Below are 20189 nucleotides of genomic sequence, written 5' to 3' on the forward strand. Positions count from 1 at the left end.
TGCCCTGACGCGGATCATTCAAGCGTCAATCGCAGACATGGGATCACCCCACTGGTTCCGGAAAGCAACAAGCAGGGGCGGGCGATGGAGCAGACACACACCTCCCAGAGCGGCGCGGCGACGACCACCCCGGGCGCCCAGCGCCGGGTGCTGGTCGTCGAGGACGACCCCACGATCGTCGACGCCATCGCGGCCCGGCTCCGCGCCGAGGGATTTCTCGTGCAGACCGCGTCGGACGGCCCGGCGGCCGTCGACACGGCCGAGGCCTGGCAGCCCGATCTGCTGATCCTCGACATCATGCTGCCGGGCTTCGACGGCCTGGAGGTCTGCCGGCGGGTACAGGCCCAGCGTCCGGTGCCGGTGCTGATGCTGACCGCGCGGGACGACGAGACGGACATGCTGGTCGGTCTCGGGGTCGGCGCGGACGACTACATGACCAAGCCGTTCTCGATGCGGGAGCTGGCCGCGCGGGTGCATGTGCTGCTGCGGCGGGTGGAGCGGGCGGCCCTGGCCGCCGCGACGCCGCGCAGCGGGATCCTGCGCCTGGGCGAGCTGGAGATCGACCACGCGCAGCGCCGGGTGCGGGTGAGGTCCGAGGACGTCCACCTGACACCCACCGAGTTCGACCTGCTGGTGTGCCTGGCGAACACCCCGCGCGCGGTGCTCTCCCGGGAGCAGCTGCTGGCCGAGGTGTGGGACTGGGCGGACGCCTCCGGCACCCGTACGGTCGACAGCCACATCAAGGCGCTGCGCCGGAAGATCGGCGCCGAGCGGATCCGCACCGTGCACGGCGTCGGGTACGCGCTGGAGACGCCCACACCGTGAGCGGCGACGGGCGCCAGGCCGCACGGAGGAGCCCCGGGGACGATCCCTGGGGTGGCGTACGCCCGTTCTCGATCAAGACCAAGCTCGGCGCGCTCGTCGTCATATCGGTGCTGATCACCACCGGACTGTCGATCGTCGCCGTGCACACCAAGACCGAGCTGCGCTTCATCACGGTCTTCTCGATGATCGCCACCCTGCTGATCACGCAGTTCGTGGCGCATTCGCTGACCATGCCGCTGGACGAGATGAACACGGTGGCGCGGTCGATCTCCGAGGGTGACTACACCCGCCGGGTGAGCGAGGGCCGCCGGGACGAGCTGGGCGATCTGGCCCGGACGATCAACGTCATGGCGGACGAGCTGGAGGCCCAGGACAGCCAGCGGAAAGAGCTGGTCGCGAACGTCTCGCACGAGCTGCGGACCCCCATCGCCGGGCTGCGGGCCGTGCTGGAGAACATCGTCGACGGGGTCACCGAGGCCGACCCCGAGACCATGCGGACGGCCCTGAAGCAGACCGAGCGGCTCGGCCGGCTGGTGGAGACCCTGCTGGACCTGTCCCGGCTCGACAACGGCGTCGTCCCGCTGAAGATGCGGCGTTTCGAGGTGTGGCCGTACCTGTCGGGCGTGCTGAAGGAGGCCAACATGGTGGCCTCGGCGCGCGCCGGCATCGCCTCCGGCTCCGGCAGCCACACCCGCACCGACGTCCATCTGCACCTGGACGTCTCCCCGCCGGAGCTGACCGCGCACGCGGATCCCGAGCGCATCCACCAGGTCGTCGCCAACCTGATCGACAACGCGGTCAAGCACAGCCCGCCGCACGGCCGGGTGACGGTGAAGGCGCGGCGCGGGCCGCAGCCGGAGTCGCTGCAGCTGGAGGTCCTGGACGAGGGTCCGGGCATCCCCCGGTCGGAGTGGCACAAGGTGTTCGAGCGGTTCAACCGGGGCGCGGTGACCCGGCCGCACGGCCCGGGCAGCGACGGCGGTACGGGACTGGGGCTGGCGATCGCCCGCTGGGCGGTGGATCTGCACGGCGGCCGGATCGGTGTGGCCGAATCCGAGCGCGGCTGCCGGATCATCATCACTCTTCCGGGACTGACTTCCTCCCCAAGTTGACGTAAAGTCCGAGGCGGAAGCAGAAGATCCACGACGGTCGCCGCCGTTACCGCGCAGCTGGACACGTGTGATCAGAGGCAGGCCCGCGCCACCCGTCGAACGAAGACGCGCCGGGCCGGGGCCGACGCACCCTCTCCCCTGCGGAACCACGCTTGTTTCCCGCCATATCAAGCCCTGAAACAAGATTTCCGATGTGACTTACGCGACGATGACCTTGCTCGACCTGACCTTCCCGGCTGTGGAGGCGTAGCCTTTATTCCCGCTGTCCATCACCTTGTGAAGCGGAAGAGGGCGGTTGCCGCCGTGTCGCCACAGTCCCCCAGTAACTCGAGCATCTCCACCGACGACCAAGCCGGGAAGAACCCCGCTGCCGCGTTCGGTCCGAACGAGTGGCTCGTCGACGAGATCTATCAGCAGTACCTCCAGGACCCGAATTCGGTAGACCGCGCCTGGTGGGACTTCTTCGCCGACTACAAGCCCGGTGCTGCGGCCGCGGGGGCCGCAGAGACCACCACGGCTCCGCAGGCCCAGAGCGCGCCGGCCCCGGCCGCGCCCGCGCCGGCCGCCGCGGCACCGAAGCCGGCCACCCCGGCCCCGGCCGCTCCCGCGGCGAAGGTCGCAGCCCCTGCCCCGGCCAAGCCGGCGACGCCCGCACAGGCGCCGGCCCAGCCGAAGAAGGCCGCCCCCGCCGCTAAGGCTCCCGAGGCCCCCGAGGGCCCCGAGCTGGTCACGCTGCGCGGCCCGGCCGCCGCGGTCGCGAAGAACATGAACGCCTCGCTGGAGCTGCCGACCGCCACCTCGGTCCGCGCGGTCCCGGTGAAGCTGCTGTTCGACAACCGCATCGTCATCAACAACCACCTCAAGCGCGCCCGCGGCGGGAAGATCTCCTTCACGCACATCATCGGGTACGCGATGGTGCAGGCCATCAAGGCCATGCCGTCGATGAACTACGCGTTCGGCGAGAAGGACGGCAAGCCGGTCCTCGTCAAGCCGCCGCACGTCAACCTCGGCCTGGCCATCGACCTGGTGAAGCCCAACGGCGACCGCCAGCTCGTCGTGGCCGCCATCAAGAAGGCCGAGACGCTGAACTTCTTCGAGTTCTGGCAGGCCTACGAGGACATCGTCCGCCGCGCCCGCGACGGCAAGCTGACGATGGACGACTTCACCGGTGTGACGGTCTCCCTGACCAACCCCGGCGGCCTCGGCACCGTCCACTCCGTGCCGCGTCTGATGCCCGGCCAGTCGGTCATCATGGGCGTCGGCTCCATGGACTACCCGGCGGAGTTCCAGGGCACCAGCCAGGACACCCTGAACAAGCTCGGCATCTCGAAGGTCATGACGCTCACGTCGACCTACGACCACCGGGTGATCCAGGGCGCCGCCTCCGGCGAGTTCCTGCGCCAGGTCGCGAACCTGCTGCTCGGCGAGAACGGCTTCTACGACGACATCTTCGAGGCGCTGCGCATCCCCTACGAGCCGGTCCGCTGGCTCAAGGACATCGACGCCAGCCACGACGACGACGTCACCAAGGCCGCCCGCGTCTTCGAGCTGATCCACTCCTACCGGGTCCGCGGCCACGTCATGGCCGACACCGACCCGCTGGAGTACCGCCAGCGCAAGCACCCCGACCTGGACATCGTCGAGCACGGCCTCACCCTGTGGGACCTGGAGCGCGAGTTCGCCGTCGGCGGCTTCGCCGGCAAGTCGATGATGAAGCTGCGCGACATCCTCGGCGTGCTGCGCGACTCGTACTGCCGCACCACCGGCATCGAGTTCATGCACATCCAGGACCCCAAGCAGCGCAAGTGGATCCAGGACCGCGTCGAGCGCGGCCACTCCAAGCCGGAGCGCGAGGAGCAGCTGCGCATCCTGCGCCGGCTGAACGCGGCGGAGGCCTTCGAGACCTTCCTGCAGACGAAGTACGTCGGCCAGAAGCGGTTCTCGCTGGAGGGCGGCGAGTCCGTCATCCCGCTGCTGGACGCGGTCATCGACTCCGCGGCCGAGTCCCGCCTGGACGAGGTCGTCATCGGCATGGCCCACCGCGGCCGCCTGAACGTGCTGGCGAACATCGTCGGCAAGTCGTACGCGCAGATCTTCCGCGAGTTCGAGGGCAACCTCGACCCGAAGTCGATGCACGGCTCCGGCGACGTGAAGTACCACCTGGGCGCCGAGGGCACCTTCACCGGCCTGGACGGCGAGCAGATCAAGGTCTCGCTGGTCGCCAACCCCTCCCACCTGGAGGCCGTCGACCCGGTCCTGGAGGGTGTCTCCCGCGCCAAGCAGGACATCATCAACAAGGGCGGCACGGACTTCACGGTCCTGCCGGTGGCGATCCACGGCGACGCGGCCTTCGCGGGCCAGGGCGTGGTGGCCGAGACCCTGAACATGTCGCAGCTGCGCGGCTACCGCACCGGCGGCACGGTCCACATCGTCATCAACAACCAGGTCGGCTTCACCGCGGCCCCCGAGTCCTCGCGCTCGTCGATGTACGCGACGGACGTGGCCCGCATGATCGAGGCCCCGATCTTCCACGTGAACGGCGACGACCCCGAGGCCGTGGTCCGCGTCGCGCGTCTGGCCTTCGAGTTCCGCCAGGCGTTCAACAAGGACGTGGTGATCGACCTCATCTGCTACCGCCGCCGCGGTCACAACGAGTCGGACAACCCGGCCTTCACCCAGCCGCTGATGTACGACCTGATCGACAAGAAGCGCTCGGTGCGCAAGCTCTACACCGAGTCCCTCATCGGTCGCGGCGACATCACCCTGGAAGAGGCCGAGCAGGCCCTGCAGGACTACCAGGGCCAGCTGGAGAAGGTCTTCACCGAGGTCCGCGAGGCCACGTCCCAGCCGGTCGCCGGTGACGTCCAGGCCCCGCAGGACGGCTTCCCGGTCGCGGTGCCGACCGCGGTCTCCGCCGAGGTCGTCAAGCGGATCGCCGAGTCCCAGGTCAACATCCCCGACTCCATCACCGTGCACCCGCGTCTGCTGCCGCAGCTGCAGCGCCGCGCGACGATGGTCGAGGACGGCACGATCGACTGGGGCATGGGCGAGACCCTCGCCATCGGCTCCCTGCTCCTTGAGGGCACCCCGGTGCGCCTGGCGGGCCAGGACTCCCAGCGCGGCACCTTCGGCCAGCGCCACGCGGTGCTGATCGACCGGGAGACCGGTGAGGAGTACACCCCGCTGCAGTACCTCTCCGAGGACCAGGCGCGGCTGAACGTCTACAACTCCCTGCTGTCCGAGTACGCGGCGATGGGCTTCGAGTACGGCTACTCGCTGGCCCGCCCCGACGCGCTGGTGATGTGGGAGGCGCAGTTCGGTGACTTCACCAACGGCGCGCAGACGGTCGTCGACGAGTTCATCTCCTCGGCCGAGCAGAAGTGGGGCCAGACCTCCGGCGTCGTCCTGCTGCTGCCGCACGGCTACGAGGGCCAGGGCCCGGACCACTCGTCCGCGCGTCCCGAGCGGTTCCTGCAGCTGTGCGCGCAGAACAACATGACGGTCGCCATGCCGACCCTGCCGTCGAACTACTTCCACCTGCTGCGGTGGCAGGTGCACAACCCGCACCACAAGCCGCTGATCGTCTTCACCCCGAAGTCGATGCTGCGTCTGAAGGCCGCGGCCTCGAAGGCGGAGGAGTTCACGAGCGGCGAGTTCCGCCCGGTCATCGGCGACAGCTCGGTCGACCCGGCCGCCGTCCGCAAGGTCGTCTTCTGCGCCGGCAAGGTCTACTACGACCTGGAGGCCGAGCGGGTCAAGCGCGGCGTCACCGACACGGCGATCATCCGCATCGAGCGGCTGTACCCGCTGCCGGGTGCCGAGCTGCAGGCGGAGATCAAGAAGTACCCGAACGCCGAGAAGTACCTGTGGGCGCAGGAGGAGCCGGCGAACCAGGGTGCCTGGCCGTTCATCGCGCTCAACCTGATCGACCACCTGGACCTGGCGGTCGGCGCGGACGTCCCGCACGGCGAGCGGCTGCGGCGCATCTCGCGTCCGCACGGCTCGTCCCCGGCGGTGGGTTCGGCCAAGCGCCACCAGGCGGAGCAGGAGCAGCTGGTGCGTGAGGTGTTCGAGGCGTAGGCCTCCGGGATCGCCTGACAGCAGGGGCCCGGTACCGAGTTCTCACTCGGTACCGGGCCCCTCGCCTGTTCAGTTCGCCTGCGGTTCGAAGTCCCAGTAGGGGCGGTTGCGGGCGCGGGCCGAGAGGGTGTGGACGTGTTGGGGGCCCAGGGTGGCGGCCAGGTCGGAGAGGGCCTCCTGTTCGACCTTCTCGGCCTGCTGACGGTCTCTCAGGGCGCGTAGGTCGGCCGCGTGGGCGACGCGGGCGGAGAGGGTGAGGGGGTGGGTGCGGCCCAGGGTCTCGGTGGCCCTGATGCTGGTGACCCTGCTGAGTTCGGCGGCGGACTCGGGCTCGCCGACGAGGTTGCGCAGGGCCGAGGCGTTGATGGCGCAGCCGAGTGTGTGCGGGTGGTTCTCGCCGAGGGCCGCGGTCATGCCGGCCAGCGCCTCCTCGATGACCGCGTGCGCGTGCTCCCGTTCGCCGACGCTGCGCAGGACCAGGGCGTGGTTGGCGCGGGCCCCGATGAGGAAGGGGTGGCCTTCGGACAGCAGCATCTCGTAGCGGGCGATGATGGACTCGCTGGCCTCGCGGGCCTGGTCGATGTCGCCGTGCTCGCGGGCGAAGCAGCTCTGGCTGACCGCGGCGGCCAGGGTGTGCACATGGGTGTCGCCCAGTTTGCGCTCGTAGCCCTCCAGGACATGGGTGAGCAGTTCCCCCGCGGTGGCACGGTCGCCGCCGCGCAGTTTGCACAGGGCCAGGTTGTGCTCGGCGCGCAGGGTGCTCTGGTGGTCCCGGCCCATGACGCGGTGGTATTCGTGCACGTTCTTCGTCTGGGCGGAATCGGCCTCGGCGTACTTGCCCAGCAGGCGCATGTCGATCGCGTAGGACGCCTCGGAGAACAGGGTCCAGGGGTGCCGGCCCTTGAGCAGCAGGCGGCGGGCCTCCAGCGTCTGCAGGTCGATGCTCCTGGCCTCCTCGTAGCGGCCCAGCAGCCGCATGGTGTAGCCGAGGTTGTTCAGGGCGTTGAGGGTGCGCGAGTCCTGCTCGCCGAAGAGGTCGCGGTAGGTCGGGTAGAGCCACTGGTCCAGTTCGAGGGCGTCCTCGTACTGGGCGAGTTCGCGCAGGTCGGCGGCGAGTCCGCCGGCCATCCGCAGATGGTCCAGGTCGTGCTCGCCGCGGTCCCGGCGGAGTTGCTCCATCGCCGCCCGGTCGATGGCCTCGGTCTCCTGGAACCGGCCGGCGGAGCGCATCAGGTTGGCGTAGTGGTACGTCAGCTCCCACACGCGGGGGTGTGACTCGCCGAGCAGCCGGCGCCAGGCGCGCAGGGCGCGCGCGCCGAGTTTGACGCCGGCGGTGTACTCACCCGCGAAGAGCATGTACCGCAGGCAGTTCAGCACCAGCGCCTGTACCTTGCGGTCCTTGCTCTGCAGCACGTCGGCGTACTTCAGGTGCGGCACGATCTCCGCGTACGCGTCCCAGTTGCGGGTGTCGGTGGGGCGGCCGGGGTCCGCCTCGGCCAGGGCGCGGCGGACGACCTCGATGAACTCGCGCCGGTCCCGCTCGGGCATGTCCTTGTGCACGATCTGGTGGACCATGCGGTGCAGGTAGACCGACTCGCCCGCGGAGGCGGTCTCGTCCAGGGCCGCCTCGTGCGACTCCAGGCGGACGACCGAGTACTGGCGGAGCTGGTTGATCGCCTTGTTCCACAGCAGCGGGTCGTCCAGCAGTCCGGCGATCTGCTCGGGCAGGTCGTCGTGGGACATCTCCTTCAGCAGCCGGACGGGGATGAACCCGGGGGCGAAGAAGGTGCACAGGCGCAGCAGGTCGACCGACTCGGGGACGGTTTCGCGGAGCTTGTTCAGCAGTATCGACCACGCGGTCTGGAAGGCGAGCGGGAAGTCCGCCGACACCTTGACCACGTCCTGGTCGATGCCGCCCTCCAGCAGGGCGATGTACTCGTCGACGGACAGGTCGGAGTCGTTGAGCCAGCCCGCGGTCTGGTCCAGCAGCAGCGGCAGGTCCTCCAGGGCGTCCGCCAGCTGGTCCGCGTCCGCCTCGGTCAGCCGGGGCGCGCGGCGCCGGATGAAGGCCACCGACTCGTCGCGGGCGTAGACGGGCACTTCGAGCAGTTTGCTGTTGTGCTCGCCCCACTCGGGGTTGCGGGAGGTGATGATCACATGGCCGGGGCCGCTCGGGACCAGGTCCCAGATCTGCTCGGGCTCGTCGGCGCCGTCGAGGATCAGCAGCCAGCGGGAGTGGGGGTCGCCGCGGCGCAGCGCGTCCCGGACGGCGCGCAGCCGTTCGCCGTACTCGGGGCCGGTGGACAGGCCGAGTTTGGGGGCCAGTTCGGCGAGCAGGCGGCGGTAGGTGACCCGTTTCTCGGAGCCGACCCACCACACGACGTCGTACTCGGAGCCGAACCGGTAGGCGTACTCGGCGGCCAGCTGGGTCTTGCCCACCCCGGACATGCCGTGCAGCGTGAGGACGCCGGCGCCCGGCTCGCTGCCCTGGAGGAGGTGGTAGGCGTCGTTCAGGAGCGGTTCGCGGCCGGTGAAGCGGGTGTTGCGGCGCGGTACGCCGCCCCAGACGTCCGGCATCGAGGCGGGAAAGCGCGGGGCCGGGCGGGTGACGTCCGTGGTCACAGGGGTGTCGAGCGGCACGTCCAGGCGGTCCAGCAGGCGCCGTTCGGCCTCGTCCGCGCCCATGTTGGTGAGGTCGACCGGGGCGAGGGCGGCGGTGGCGGAGGGCACCGAGGCGTTGGTGACGGACACCGCGGCGAACCGGGACGGGTCGGGGGCGACGACCTCGCGCAGGGCCGCGTTCCACTCCTCGTGGGTGCGCGGGCCGAGCTGGAAGTACCACTCGCTGACCAGGATCAGCGTCCGGCCCTCGGCCAGGGTGAGGTCGCGCAGCAGGCCGGCCAGGGACTGGTCCGGCGGGGCGTCCCAGCGCAGGTAGACCACGCGCAGACCGCGCCGCTCCAGCCGGTCCCCGATCCACGCCGCCCAGGGCCGGTTGAACCCGGCGAAGCTGATCGTGACGGTCTGCCGCGCGGCCCCCTTCCCGGTGGACCGGACCGGCGTACGAGCTTCAGACATGCGGCGGCCTCCAGCACGTAGTCCCGAAAATCGTAGAACCTCGGCGCGGCCCTGGGGAGTCCGGCGACTGCCTCGGGGCACGCCTCGGCCCGACGATCTTCCCGCAGTGAGGAGCGGGAAGTCGGCATTTCATCGATTCGTGAGCGGCGGGGCCGGAGGCTGACGCTGTGTCCACAGGGTGCGTACGGCTTTGATGTACGCCTGCGCGCGCGCCGTGTACCCCCGGGGTGCCGGACGCTCGGCGAGCCGTTCGTGGACGGCGGCCATGCCGTCCACGAAGCGCCGGCCCACCGGGGTCAGATCGGGCGAGCCGACGAGCGCGGGCAGGGCCGCGCCGACCTGGGCGTGGTAGCGGGCGTGTGCCGCCCAGGCGGACTCCCCCCGGGCCGGGTCCGCCAGCGCCCGGCGCTGGAAGAAGTCCGCCAGCGCCAGATGGGAGTAGGCACCCTGGAGCAGACCGTCGTACGGCCGCGGGTCGGGGCGCCAGGGCGCGAAGTAGCGGGCCTCGGGGCCGGCCCGGTGCAGTTCCGTCATCTCGCTGAGCGCGGCGAGTTTGGTGTGCTGCAGTTCGTGCACGAGGGTCGCGGCGAAGGCGACCGGGGTCGCGGGCGCGCTGCTGAGAAGCGCGCCGAACGCCTCGCGCCGGGTCGCGCTGCAGCTGCCGCGGCCGTCGGCGCCGGGCGGCAGTTCCAGGGGGACCAGGCAGCGCAGCAGGGTGAGCGCCTCGGTGAGCCGCTGCTCGCCCCCGGTGCGCAGTACGGCGGCGGTGCCGGACCAGGTCTGCAGCCATCGCTTGCGTTCGGCGTCGTCGGGGGCAGCGGGGCCGCTCAGCGCGTACTGGCCGGTCTCGCGGGGCGGGACGCGGTAGGGGTCGAGGTCGTCCAGGGGCAGCGGGCCGGCGCCGGGCACCAGGCCGGGCAGGGCGTACGCGGGCGTCCAGGCGGGGGTCGCGGACCAGGCGCCGGTGCCCTGCTCCAGGTGCACGGTGACGGGGGGCGCGCCGGGTTGGCGGAGCGTCAGCCGGCCGTCGGCGCAGCGCACCTCGACCCGTACGTCCGCCCGCTCGGCGGTGTGCAGGGCGCCGAGGGAGGGCAGGGTCAGGACGCCCTCGCGCGCGGTGAGCGAGGTGGTGAACGACAGGCCTGCGCGGGCCGCCGCGACCGCGGCGACCGCGCTGAAGTGGGCCAGGTCGCGCAGGAGTTCGCCGCGACCGTGCGGGGTGGGCCGGCCGTCGCGGGGGCTCAGCCCGGTCAGGCACCGGGTGGCCCAGGGGCCCATCAGCGGATGGGTGAGCCGCGCCCGGGCCGGGGAGTGCGCGCCGCCGCCGGTGGCCCGGTCGGCCGCCGTCAGCAGCGCCCAGTCGTCCCGCAGCCGGTCCCTGGCCGCGCCGGGGCAGACGGCGGGGCCGGCGGCCTCGGCGGCGTCGAGCACGGCGCGCAGCATGAGCAGGCGCCGGGTGTCCTGGTCGCGGACGAGGAGCGCGAGGGTGCCGGGACCGCCCGCGGTGCGGCCGAGTTCGGCAAGTGCCCGGTTCGGGACCGCCGGAAGTATCACGGGGTGCCCCCTTCGAGTGAGGCCGGGACCGCGGGGCGGGTGCCCCGGGTGTCCCGGGCCAGCCGTCCGGCCACGTGCTGGATGAAGAGCTGCAGGTCCGCGCAGTACACGGACGGGTTGCGGAAGCCCTGTCCGGCCCGGTACCGGTGGGCGTAGTGCCCGCCCCCGCACACCGTGACCAGCGGGCAGGCCAGGCACTGCTCGGCCAGGCCCGCCGGGCCGGCCTGCCGGGCCGCGACGCCGGGGTGGGCGAGGGCCTGGTCGAAGTCGTGCCGGAAGACGTCCAGGCCGGTCTCGGCGGCGCCCTCGTAGGCCGACTTCAGCGAGTCGACCTGCTCGATCGAGCCGTCCGTCTCGACCACGACGGCGTCGAAGGGCTGGAGCCCGAGCGACTCGGTGGCGGCCGGCAGTCCGAGCAGCAGCGCCAGGCACTCCTCGAAGAGCCGCACCCGCGTCTCCCGGTGTCCGGCCGACCACCAGCGGTCGAAGACCCGGCACAGCCAGGCGCCGTGGCGGGCGCCGCCCCAGTGCGGCGGCGGCGCCGACCAGTTCCCGTGCGGCAGCAGCAGGTCCAGCGCGGGCGGGCGGAGGTCGAGCAGCGACTCGTACAGGCCGACCGGGTCGGTCGTGGGGTCGACGACGGTGAGGAGGCCGGCGTACGCCTGGGGGAAGTGCTCGGCGACCAGGCGGGCACCGCGGGCCGCGGCGGGCCAGGAGGGCCGTCCGGCGTGGTCGACGCGGCGGGCGTTGTGCGCGGCGCTGCCGCCGTCGAGGCTGATGCCGATGCGGATGCCGTGCCGGGCGAGGACGGCCGCCCGCTCGCGGGTCAGCAGGGTGGCGTTCGTCTGAACGGTGGCCTGGACGGTGCAGCCGGCGGGGACGCGGGCGCGGACGTCATCGGTGAAGCGGGCGAGGGTGTCCGCGCCGGCCAGCAGGGGTTCCCCGCCGTGCAGGACGAGGGAGAGGGAGGTCAGCGCGTGGCGGCGGGCGTGCCGGGCGATGCGGTCGGCGGTGCGCCGCAGGACGTCGGCGGGGGCGGCGGCCGGGCGGGTGCGCCAGGTGTGGTCGGGGCCCTCGTACAGGTAGCAGTAGCGGCAGGCGAGGTTGCAGCGGCCGTGCATCTTCACGATGAACTGCCGGAAGGGGCGGGCGTGTTCGGGTCCGGGTAACGGACGGTCGGCGATGGTCTCGGACACTCCAGCACCCCCATGCCGTAGGCCCCGCCGGCTCCGGTACGAGCGCGCCACGGCCCTTTCCGCCCGTATGGACGCGCATTCCCGGCCAGTGGCTGGGTGCAAACCCCGTGCGATCGAAGTTGTCTCTTTCCGCTCCCAGTTGACCGGTCAGAGGCAGTTGTTGAAGCCCCAGAGCATCTCGCTCGGGCGCCGCGCCCGCTCCCGCAGGCCCGCCAGCACCTCCTGGAGGACGGGATGCTCGACCGTGCGCAGCTCCTCCAGGTCCAGCGCCGCCAGATCCGGCAGCGGCCCGGCGTCCTCCGGTGCGGGTGACTCGTCCGTCGCGCTCATCCCCGTTCCCCTCTCCCCTGTCTCCCCGGCCCGTGCGCTCATTCCAGCTCGGCCAGCCGGAGCGCCGTGTCCGCCGCCGTCGGCCCGCCCGTGCCGAGGCTGCCGTCGGGCAGCCGCGACCATTCGGCGCGCGCCGCCCGGTAGGCCTCGCGAGCCGCGCGGGGGCGGGCGGCCGCCTCGTAGGACATACCCCGCCAGTGGTGCGCTTGCGCACCCAGCTCCACCGCGTCCCGTCGCCTGCGCTCGGTTTCGGCCTCCGCCTCGGCCTCCCGCGCCGACTCCGCCGCCGAACGGAAGGCGTCCACCGCGTCGTCCAGGCGGGTGGGCCGGCCCAGGCTCCGGTAGGCCTCGTACTGCGCCTGCCCCAGCTGGAGCCGGCAGCGCGCGGCCAGCAGCGGATCGTCCGCGTCCGCCGCCGCCAGGGCGAAGAGGTGCTCGGCCTCCCGCAGGTCGACCCGGTCGCCGCGCAGCCCGTAGCGCAGGATCAGCGCCCGGCCCAGCATCAGCAGCCGGTACGCCGCGTGCGGGTTGCCCGTGGGCGTCTCCGTACGGCAGTCCCGCAGCACGCGGATCGCCTGGGACAGCGGCTCCCAGGCACGGGCCGGGCTCTCCGCACCGGCCCGGCGCAGCAGCGCCTCGCCCCACTCGGCGAGGACGTCGGAGTAGCCCGCCGCGTCCCGCGGCATGTCCGCCGCCGCCAGCGCGAACGAGTCGGCGGCGGCCGCCAGTTCACGCAGCTCGCCCGACTCGGTGTACCGGGCGGCCCGGACCCGTCCGGCCCGCACATGGAGCAGGGAGCGCAGGCTGCGCCGGCTGGTGCTCGCCAGCGCCTCGTCGAGCCGGTCCTGGGCCTCGGCCAGGTCCCCGCCCGACGCCAGCAGGGCGTCGACCAGGTCGAGGCGGACCCGGACGCCGTCCCGCGCCCGGTCGGCGCCGCCCGCCGTCCCGTCCCGCTCCTCGGTGGTCAGCGCGTCGCGCAGGGAACGGGAGGCCTGCTCGGCGTAGCCGCGGGACTGCTCCGGGTCGGTCGTGGCGTCCGCCAGGCGCAGCAGGAGCCGGCCGTGGGCGAGCGGCAGTCCGGGCGGGCGGTTCCGGCGGTCGGGCCAGATGTCGGCGAACGCCTCCAGCATGCCCACCGCGCCCTGGAGCAGCGCGCTGTCACCGCCGAGGCGCCACTGCGTCTCCAGCGCGCCCACCCGCTCCAGGGTCAGCCCCAGCGCCTCCTGCGGGTCCAGCCCCGGCGCGGCACAGGCCACCGCGTACTCCCGGTCGGCGCGGCTCAGCAGGTCCAGGGCGCCGTGCTGGTCGCCGCGGCGCCTGCGGTCGGTGGCCGCCGCGCGCAGCACCCGGGCCAGCGCCGCCCGCTCCCGCAGCGCGTGCGGGTGCGCCACGGCCCGCTCGGCGGCGCTCTCCGCCTCCCGCAGCAGCTCGGCCCCGCCCTGCACCTCCCACAGCCGCAGGGTGGCGTAGGCGTACTCCGCCCACAGCCCGGGGTCGGCGCCCGCCGGACGTTCGTGCTCGGTGGCGCCGCGCAGCAGCTGTACGGCGTCGATCGCGTCCTGCACCATGCCCTCGGTGTCGAACCGGGCCAGCAGATCGCGGGCCCGGACGACCGCCGGGTGCGTGGGCCGCTCCCCTGGCGGGACGCCGTTGCCCCGGGGGCCGTAGAGACGGAACTGTTCCGGCAGCGGCATGAAGCGCTCCAGTACCCGGGCCGCGATCTCGGCGAAGGGCTGCGGGACCAGCGTGGCCTCGCCGTTGTCGCCGTTGTCTCCGGGGTAGCCCGGCACGGGCGCGTAGGCGCGCGCCCGGGGTACGGCGGGCTCCCGGCCGGACTCGGCGGACTCCCGGCCGGCCGCGGCCGCGTCCCCGCCGCCGAGCTGGGCGAGGGCCAGCGCCGGGAAGTTGGCGCCGCCCTTGCCGAAGCGCTGCTCGATGTACTCGGAACAGTGCTTGAGGACCAGCACCGCCTCGTCCCGGCCGAGCGTCGACAGCAGCGCCTCACGCACGTCCGGGTCCATCTCGTACCACGGGGCGTCACCTTGCCCGTAGTCCTCCCCGGCGCGCTGGACGAGGCCGCCGAGCAGCACCTCCGCCAGTTCGGAGGGGCCGGAGCCGGGCAGCATCGTGCGCTGGACCAGCTGCATCACGGGCAGGCACAGCGGCGCGGCGGCCAGATACACGGCGAGGCGTCCGGCGGTCGGTGAGGCCGCGGAACGGAACCGGCTGACCCGCTCCACCGACGTCGGCCTGCGCGTACGGCGCGGCTCCGGCGCGGGCGGCTGGTCCGCCCGCACCCAGCCCACCGCTCCCGGCACCGGTCCGGTACCGGCCCCGGACAGCAGCCGCGCCCACGCCCCGAGCGCCACCGGCTCCGGCGGCAGCACCGGTACGGGCAGCACGCCCGGCGGCGGGACCACCGGGGCACCGCCGGGGGTGCGCACCCGCAGTGCGGTGCCGCCCAGGGTGTCGCCCCGGGTCAGTTCGCCGTACGTCACGGGCAGCCGGGTGCGGTTCCACAGGCGCTGCGGGAGCGGCTGGAGCACCGCGACGGGGGCCAGCCGGGCCAGGTGGTGCAGCAGCCGGTGCGCGTGGCCGCCGCGCCACAGCGGGCCGGCGCAGTCGCTGACCAGCAGGGTGATCCGGCGCCCGGTGGGGTCGCTCAGCCGGTCCGGGCCGTGCAGCGGGGCCGCCTGGACGTCCGGGCTGCGGCTGACCGCCGGCTCGCCGTCCGGGCCGGCGTGCAGATGGCTGACCTGGACGTCACCGAAGGCGCCCAACTGGGCGAACACCTGGTGGAGTTCGGTGAACAGCCGGTCCCACACCCGCATCGAGGGAGCGGCGTCCAGCACCAGCTGGAGCCGGGCGTCCCCGCGGGTCACCGCGCGCCGGACGGGCAGGATCAGCCCGCCCGCGCGAGCGCTCAGCTCGGCCGTGGCCGTCTCGTCCAGCACGGTGCGCAGCGCCGGCGCGGCACTGCGGTAGGCCTGCAACGGCCGCAGCGCGCGCTGGAGTTCAAGGGGTGCGGGCAGCGCCGGGGCGGCGGGCACACCGACCGGCAGGGCCGTGAGCCGCCCGTTGCCGCGAGCGCTCGGGGTGCTGTCCCGGGGCAGCGGATACAGCGTCACACGGCGGTCGGGCCCGGCGTCGATCGTCTGCGGCCCCTGCCAAGGGGCGGGCGGCACACCGACCCGCTCCGGGCCGATCCCGTCCTGCCCGTGCGTGCCGGTGCCCGCTCCCTCCCCCGAGGACACCGGGACCCCGGCACCACCGGCCACCGCCCCCTCGCCCTCCCCCTCGCCGTCCGCCCCGACCCAGCGCGCCAGCCACAACGCGTCGCTCAGCCCCTCGGCGTCGGGTTCCATCCCGGCCTGCCGCAGGCGGCGCACGAGTTCGACCATGGGGTCGCCGTCGACCCGGTCGGCATGGCCGGGGGCGGGGGCGGGGGCGGGGGCGGAGGCGTCGGGTGGGATGAACGGGCCGGACTGGTCGGCCGGTGGCGGTGGGACGGGGCCGTGGCGTGCCGCTGCGTCGGGCATCGGCGCCTCACCTCGAACGGTCGAGTCGCTGGATGAGCAGGTCGGCGAGTCGTTCGCGGCTCGGCGGGGCGGCGGCGCCGGTGAGGTGGATCGCGTTCAACAGCTGGTCGGCGGCGAGGAGTTCGCTGCGGGAGCGCTCCAGGAAGCGGGCGATCAGGTCGTCGCCCGCCCGCGCGGCCTCGTCCCCGAGGTGGGCGCGGACGAAGGTGGCGAGCCGGTTGTGGTCGGGCCGGCCCAGCTCCAGATGGATGCACCGGCGCATCAACGGGGCCGGGAAGTCCCGCTCCCCGTTGCTGGTGAGGACCACGAACGGGAAGGCGTGGCAGCGCACCCGGCCGTCGCGCACCCGCGCCTTGGTGCCGTCGGCGGTGAGCACCTCGGCCTCGCCGTCGGGCAGCCGGTCGGCGATGCGCTGCAGCTCGGGTATCTCGAACTCGCCCTCCTCCAGCACGTTCAGCAGGTCGTTGGGCAGGTCGATGTCGCTCTTGTCGAGTTCGTCGATGAGCAGCACCCGCGGGGTGTCCGAGGGCAACAGGGCCGTACCGAGCGGCCCGAGCCGGAGGTAACTGCCGATCGCCTCCACGGCTCCGGGACTGCCCGCCGCCGCACCGTAACCCCCCTGCGCGGCGATCTGGACGTCCTGCAGCCGGGCGATCGCGTCGTAGTGGTACAGCCCGTCCTGGAGCGTGGTCCGGCTGACGATGGACCAGCGCAGCACCTCGCCGAGTCCCAGCTCGTACGCCACCGAATGGGCCAGCGTGCTCTTGCCCGCGCCGGGGCTGCCGGTCACGAGCAGCGGGCGGCGCAGATAGAGCGCCGCGTTGATCATCTCCAGCTCCTCCGCGCCGGGCCGGTGCAGTTCCGCCAGGTGCCGGTGCGCGCCGAGCCTGCGGTCCTGCGAGCCGTCACCGCCCGCGTCCCGGCCGGCGAAGTCCCGCCAGGGCGGCGGCGGAGGCAGCCGGCTCATCCCGTCGTGCGGTTCGCCGGCACCCCGGTAGATGAGCCACTCACTGGATTCGGTCATGTCCGGTCCTCGTCGTCACTCGTCCGCCACGGCAGCCGTCGCACGTGCATCACGGTATCGACCCTCAGGACGCCTGGTAAGAGGATCCGGAGGGAACGCGCGCCCCGCGTCACGGCGCCTCCAGCAGATCTCCGGCGCCGGGCAGGGGCCTGTGCGGATCGTCGTACAACAGCGCTATTCCATGCGCCCAGTAGGCCTCGGTGAGCCCCGCGTGCACCTGCCTGCGCAGCCCGTGCACCACCTCGGGCAGCTGGGCCACGCCGTGACCGTCGTCGACGACCGTCTTGGCGCCCCGGTGGAACTCTCCGCACACGGACTCGGGTTCCCGCCGCCAGCGGCGCCACACCGCCACCCCGAAGCCGGCGCGCAGGATCCGGCCGAGCGAGGCGGGGTCGCTCTCGTACCGCAGGTCGCCCAGGCGGCACAGCACCGGGACGTCGTGCGGCGCGAGGCCGCGCAGCGCCGCCGTGTCCGGTACGGGCCTGCGCACGCCGTCGTCGCAGTCCAGCACTTCGGCCCGGGCCTGACGGACGTGCAGCCGGCGCCAGCGGTCCCGCCGTTCGCCGTCCTCGTCGTCGTACGCCTCCCAGGACGCCGGCGGCCAGGCGCCGGGGCCCTCCGCCGCCTCGTCGGGCAGCTGGTCGCGGTCCGAGCAGCGCACCAGCACCGGACGTTCGACGCCCAGCGGGACGCCGTCGGGCCGCAGCCGCCAGTCGTCCACCGGCGTGCCCAGGAGCAGATACGGCAGGGCCACGTGCAGGGTGGCGGGCCGCCCGGGCTCGTCGCACTGCCGGAAGGCCTCGGTGAGCGGGGCGGCCACCTGGGAGTCGAGGCCGGCCAGCGGGGTGCGCTGGGTCTCGTGCAGCAGTCGCGTCCCGCCGTCCGGGTCCGCCACGGAGACCGCCCAGTCGCAGTGGTCGGGCTCCCAGCCCCGTCGCTCCACCACCAGCAGCACGGACGGGCCGGGCGGCGCGGGAGACGGATGCGGGGCGGGGCGTTCCGCCGGCGCCTGGCCGGGGTCGTCGTCGGCCCGCTCGTGACCGGGACGCGCCGGAGGCGTACGGCCGAGCAACTCGGTGCGGCGGCGGGCGAGTTCGGTGCGGTAGCCGCTGTCCAGTCCCGTCGACGCGTGCCGCACCCAGTCCCACAGGGCCCGCTCGGCGGCGTGCACGCTGGGCGTCCGGTCGCGGTCGGCGGCCAGGATTCCCATCGCGTAGTCGATGACGAGCCTGCGCACCCCGTCCTGCCGCGCGTGCTCATAGAGCACGCCCAGGCCGTCCCGCCAACCGCGCGGGGCGGGCACCAGGGACGGGAGCCGGAAGCCGGGCAGGGCGGCGAGGATGCCGAGCAGGGCGCGGGTACTGGCCGGGGGCGGCAGATCGGCCAGCCGGCCGAGCAGTTCACCACGCTCGTGCGGGCTGAGCGTACGACCGGGACGTGCGCCGAGTTCGCCCTGAATGTCGGCCCACGTGGGGGCCGGCGAGTCGGACGGCTGCTGGCGGTCACGGTGATAGCGGTCGTGGGCACGGAAGACCGCTTGATAGAGGTCGCCCTGGGGGGTGCCGGTCGGGGGGAGGGGGCCGGTGGGGTTGAGGTTGGTGGGGTTGAGGTTGGTGGGCTGGAGGCCGGTGGGCTGGGGGCCGGTGGATCGGAGGCCGCTGAGGTGGGGGCCGTCGGGGTGGAGGGCGGTGGGCTGGGGGCCAGTGGGCTGGGGCCCGCTGAGGTGGGGACCGTTGGGGTGGAGGCCGCCTTCCTGGGAGCCGGTTCGGGGGGAGCCGCCGGAGTGAAGCCCACCCTCCTGAGAACCCACCCGGGAGGAGCCGCCGGAGTGAAGCCCACCCTCCTGAGAACCCGCCCGGGAGGAGCCGCCGGAGTGAAGCCCACCCTCCTGAGAACCCACCCGGGAGGAGCCGCCGGCCTGGAGGCCGCCCTCCTGAGAGCCCATCCGGGAGGAGCCGCCGGCCTGGAGGCCGCCTTCTTGGGGTCCGCCTCCTTGGGGTCCGGTCCTCGGGGAGCCACCGAGGTGGATGCCGGTCGCCTGGTCGGCGTTCCGGGGTGAACCGCTCGGATACGGACCGCTCACCTGGGCGGCGCCCGGGAAGGAGCCACTCGTCCGGGCGGCGGCGTGCGCCGTGCCGACCGCTTCCGTCGGTGCCCGGAGGGTGCGTAACTGCTCGACCCCGATGGACGTGCCCCCCGTACCCTGGTCCGCGCGTGACTTCAGGACGCCGACGACCTCACCACGCACCGGGTCGATCACCGGCCCGCCCGAGACACCGGGCGGCAGGTCGTTCTGCCCGAGCCGCACCTGCTCCTCCGGCGACCAGGCGCTGATCGTGCCCTGGACGGAGAGGTACCCGTCCAGGATCTCCAGCCGGCCCCGGGCGCCCGTCCAGCCCGCGTAGTACACCCTGTTCCCGCCGAAGTGCGGGTTGGGACGCTCGGAGACGTACACGCACGTGTGGCCGACCGGCTCGCGGAGCCGGACCAGCGCGAGATCCGGTGCGGGCCAGCTCCCCGGGACGAGAGGGGCGGCCTGCTCCGGCAGGGTCGCCGCCACCTCCGCAGGCACGGCGCACGGGTCCTCGTAAGGGCTGGTCCGGTACACCACGGTGACCTCGCCCCCCTCTTCGGCGTGAACCACGTGTGCGCAGGTCAGAACCCAGTTCGGCGCCACGAAGAATCCGCTGCCGAGAAAGCCGCCGGGCTCGTCGGGGGCATACCCGGCACCCGGGCGATGAATGCGCACGGTCGCCGCGAGAACGAGTTCACGGAGGGCGAGCCGGGCGGCATCGGAGCCGTCCGGTGCGCCCCCGTCGTACCGCTCCGTCATTCCGTGCCCCCGACGCCGCCGCCCCCGACCCCTCCGTGCCCCCGGACGCCGGTCGACGCGCCGGTGTGCGGGGCCTGGGCGGCGGAGGGCGGGGGTGCGCCGCCGGGGGTGCGGGCGCCCTGGGGCGGGGCGGGCGGTGTGCCCGCGTCCGGGTCCGGCGGGCCGTCCCCGTGCCAGGTCAGGGTGACCGTCAGGGCGGCCTTGGCCTCGCCGTCCGCGAGCAGGCCCACCACCTTTCCGGCCTTGGCGGTCAGCTCGATGCCGAACTCGACGCTCACCTCGTCCGGCCGCACCGCCCGCAGCGGACCGGACAGTGACCGTGCGACACCGGTGATCAGCGACTGGAGGCTCTCGACGCTCGCCTCCACCCGTTCGGCGAATCCGGTGTCCGTGTACGACAGTCCCCCCGACGCCGGTCCCCCCGGCGGTGCGGACAGTTCCTCGGCGCCCGATATCCGGGCCCACACCGGCGTCCCGTCCGGCAGCTGGATCCGCGCTACCCGCGTCGACTCCGCATATCGCGACTCCGCATGTCTCGACTCCGCGTCCCTCATGCTCCCCCGTCCCCTCACCCCGTCGGGACCGCCCGCCCGCCGAGCCGGACGGCTGCCTATTATT

The 20189-nt window shown here is 73.4% G+C and carries 11 protein-coding genes; 3 read left to right on the plus strand and 8 right to left on the minus strand.

Going from position 1 to position 20189, the window contains the following annotated elements; all coding sequences use genetic code 11:
• Positions 1-84: 84 nt before the first annotated feature.
• The 3 genes from ABT171_RS00265 (at position 85) to ABT171_RS00275 (ending at position 6017) form a co-directional block, all read left to right on the plus strand.
• The gene (locus ABT171_RS00265; protein ID WP_351238096.1) at positions 85-825 is read left to right on the plus strand and encodes a response regulator transcription factor; all 741 of its coding nucleotides are present in this window, start codon (positions 85-87) and stop codon (positions 823-825) included.
• A complete protein-coding gene (locus tag ABT171_RS00270; RefSeq protein ID WP_351238098.1) occupies positions 822-1937 on the plus strand; it encodes a HAMP domain-containing sensor histidine kinase in 1116 nt (371 codons plus the stop codon). Before ABT171_RS00265 ends, ABT171_RS00270 begins: the two co-directional genes overlap by 4 nt.
• A gap of 303 nt (positions 1938-2240) precedes the next feature.
• Positions 2241-6017: a multifunctional oxoglutarate decarboxylase/oxoglutarate dehydrogenase thiamine pyrophosphate-binding subunit/dihydrolipoyllysine-residue succinyltransferase subunit gene (locus tag ABT171_RS00275; protein WP_351238100.1), complete on the plus strand. Its 3777-nt coding sequence runs from the start codon at positions 2241-2243 to the stop codon at positions 6015-6017.
• Between the two features lie 69 nt (positions 6018-6086).
• Here the strand turns inward: ABT171_RS00275 and fxsT are convergent, their stop codons facing one another.
• From fxsT to ABT171_RS00315, 8 genes are all read right to left on the minus strand, one after another.
• Positions 6087-9095: an FxSxx-COOH system tetratricopeptide repeat protein gene (fxsT, locus tag ABT171_RS00280; protein ID WP_351238102.1), complete on the minus strand. Its 3009-nt coding sequence runs from the start codon at positions 9093-9095 to the stop codon at positions 6087-6089.
• A 129-nt stretch (positions 9096-9224) separates the two neighbouring features.
• Entirely contained in the window at positions 9225-10646 is a 1422-nt protein-coding gene (locus ABT171_RS00285) for an aKG-HExxH-type peptide beta-hydroxylase (protein WP_351239071.1), read from the minus strand.
• A complete protein-coding gene (locus ABT171_RS00290) occupies positions 10646-11770 on the minus strand; it encodes an FxsB family cyclophane-forming radical SAM/SPASM peptide maturase (RefSeq protein ID WP_503073033.1) in 1125 nt (374 codons plus the stop codon). The genes ABT171_RS00285 and ABT171_RS00290 overlap by 1 nt, the downstream gene beginning before the upstream one ends.
• A gap of 222 nt (positions 11771-11992) precedes the next feature.
• A complete protein-coding gene (gene fxsA, locus ABT171_RS00295; protein ID WP_351238106.1) occupies positions 11993-12175 on the minus strand; it encodes an FxSxx-COOH cyclophane-containing RiPP peptide in 183 nt (60 codons plus the stop codon).
• 38 nt (positions 12176-12213) lie between these two features.
• Positions 12214-15714 carry an SAV_2336 N-terminal domain-related protein gene (locus ABT171_RS00300; protein ID WP_351238108.1) on the minus strand — a complete coding sequence of 1167 codons (3501 nt, stop codon included), beginning with the start codon at positions 15712-15714 and terminating at the stop codon, positions 12214-12216.
• A 7-nt stretch (positions 15715-15721) separates the two neighbouring features.
• A complete protein-coding gene (locus tag ABT171_RS00305) occupies positions 15722-16738 on the minus strand; it encodes an AAA family ATPase (RefSeq protein WP_351238110.1) in 1017 nt (338 codons plus the stop codon).
• Positions 16739-16847: 109 nt separating this feature from the next.
• Positions 16848-19571 carry a VMAP-C domain-containing protein gene (locus ABT171_RS00310; RefSeq protein ID WP_351238112.1) on the minus strand — a complete coding sequence of 908 codons (2724 nt, stop codon included), beginning with the start codon at positions 19569-19571 and terminating at the stop codon, positions 16848-16850.
• Positions 19568-20125, minus strand: a complete 558-nt coding sequence (locus ABT171_RS00315; RefSeq protein WP_351238114.1) for a CU044_2847 family protein — start codon at positions 20123-20125, stop codon at positions 19568-19570. The genes ABT171_RS00310 and ABT171_RS00315 overlap by 4 nt, the downstream gene beginning before the upstream one ends.
• Positions 20126-20189: the final 64 nt, after the last annotated feature.

It is taken from the genome of Streptomyces sp. NPDC001851 (assembly GCF_040297165.1).
In the GTDB taxonomy this organism is placed as follows: Bacteria; Actinomycetota; Actinomycetes; order Streptomycetales; family Streptomycetaceae; genus Streptomyces.

Excerpts from the sequence above, each read along its gene's own strand:
- ABT171_RS00265 (WP_351238096.1), top strand. The coding sequence starts at position 85 with ATGGAGCAGACACACACCTCCCAGAGCGGCGCGGCGACGACCACCCCG.
- fxsT (WP_351238102.1), bottom strand. The coding sequence starts at position 9,095 with ATGTCTGAAGCTCGTACGCCGGTCCGGTCCACCGGGAAGGGGGCCGCG.
- ABT171_RS00290 (WP_503073033.1), bottom strand. The coding sequence starts at position 11,770 with ATGCACGGCCGCTGCAACCTCGCCTGCCGCTACTGCTACCTGTACGAG.
- fxsA (WP_351238106.1), bottom strand. The coding sequence starts at position 12,175 with ATGAGCGCGACGGACGAGTCACCCGCACCGGAGGACGCCGGGCCGCTG.
- ABT171_RS00300 (WP_351238108.1), bottom strand. The coding sequence starts at position 15,714 with ATGCCCGACGCAGCGGCACGCCACGGCCCCGTCCCACCGCCACCGGCC.
- ABT171_RS00305 (WP_351238110.1), bottom strand. The coding sequence starts at position 16,738 with ATGACCGAATCCAGTGAGTGGCTCATCTACCGGGGTGCCGGCGAACCG.
- ABT171_RS00310 (WP_351238112.1), bottom strand. The coding sequence starts at position 19,571 with ATGACGGAGCGGTACGACGGGGGCGCACCGGACGGCTCCGATGCCGCC.
- ABT171_RS00315 (WP_351238114.1), bottom strand. The coding sequence starts at position 20,125 with ATGAGGGACGCGGAGTCGAGACATGCGGAGTCGCGATATGCGGAGTCG.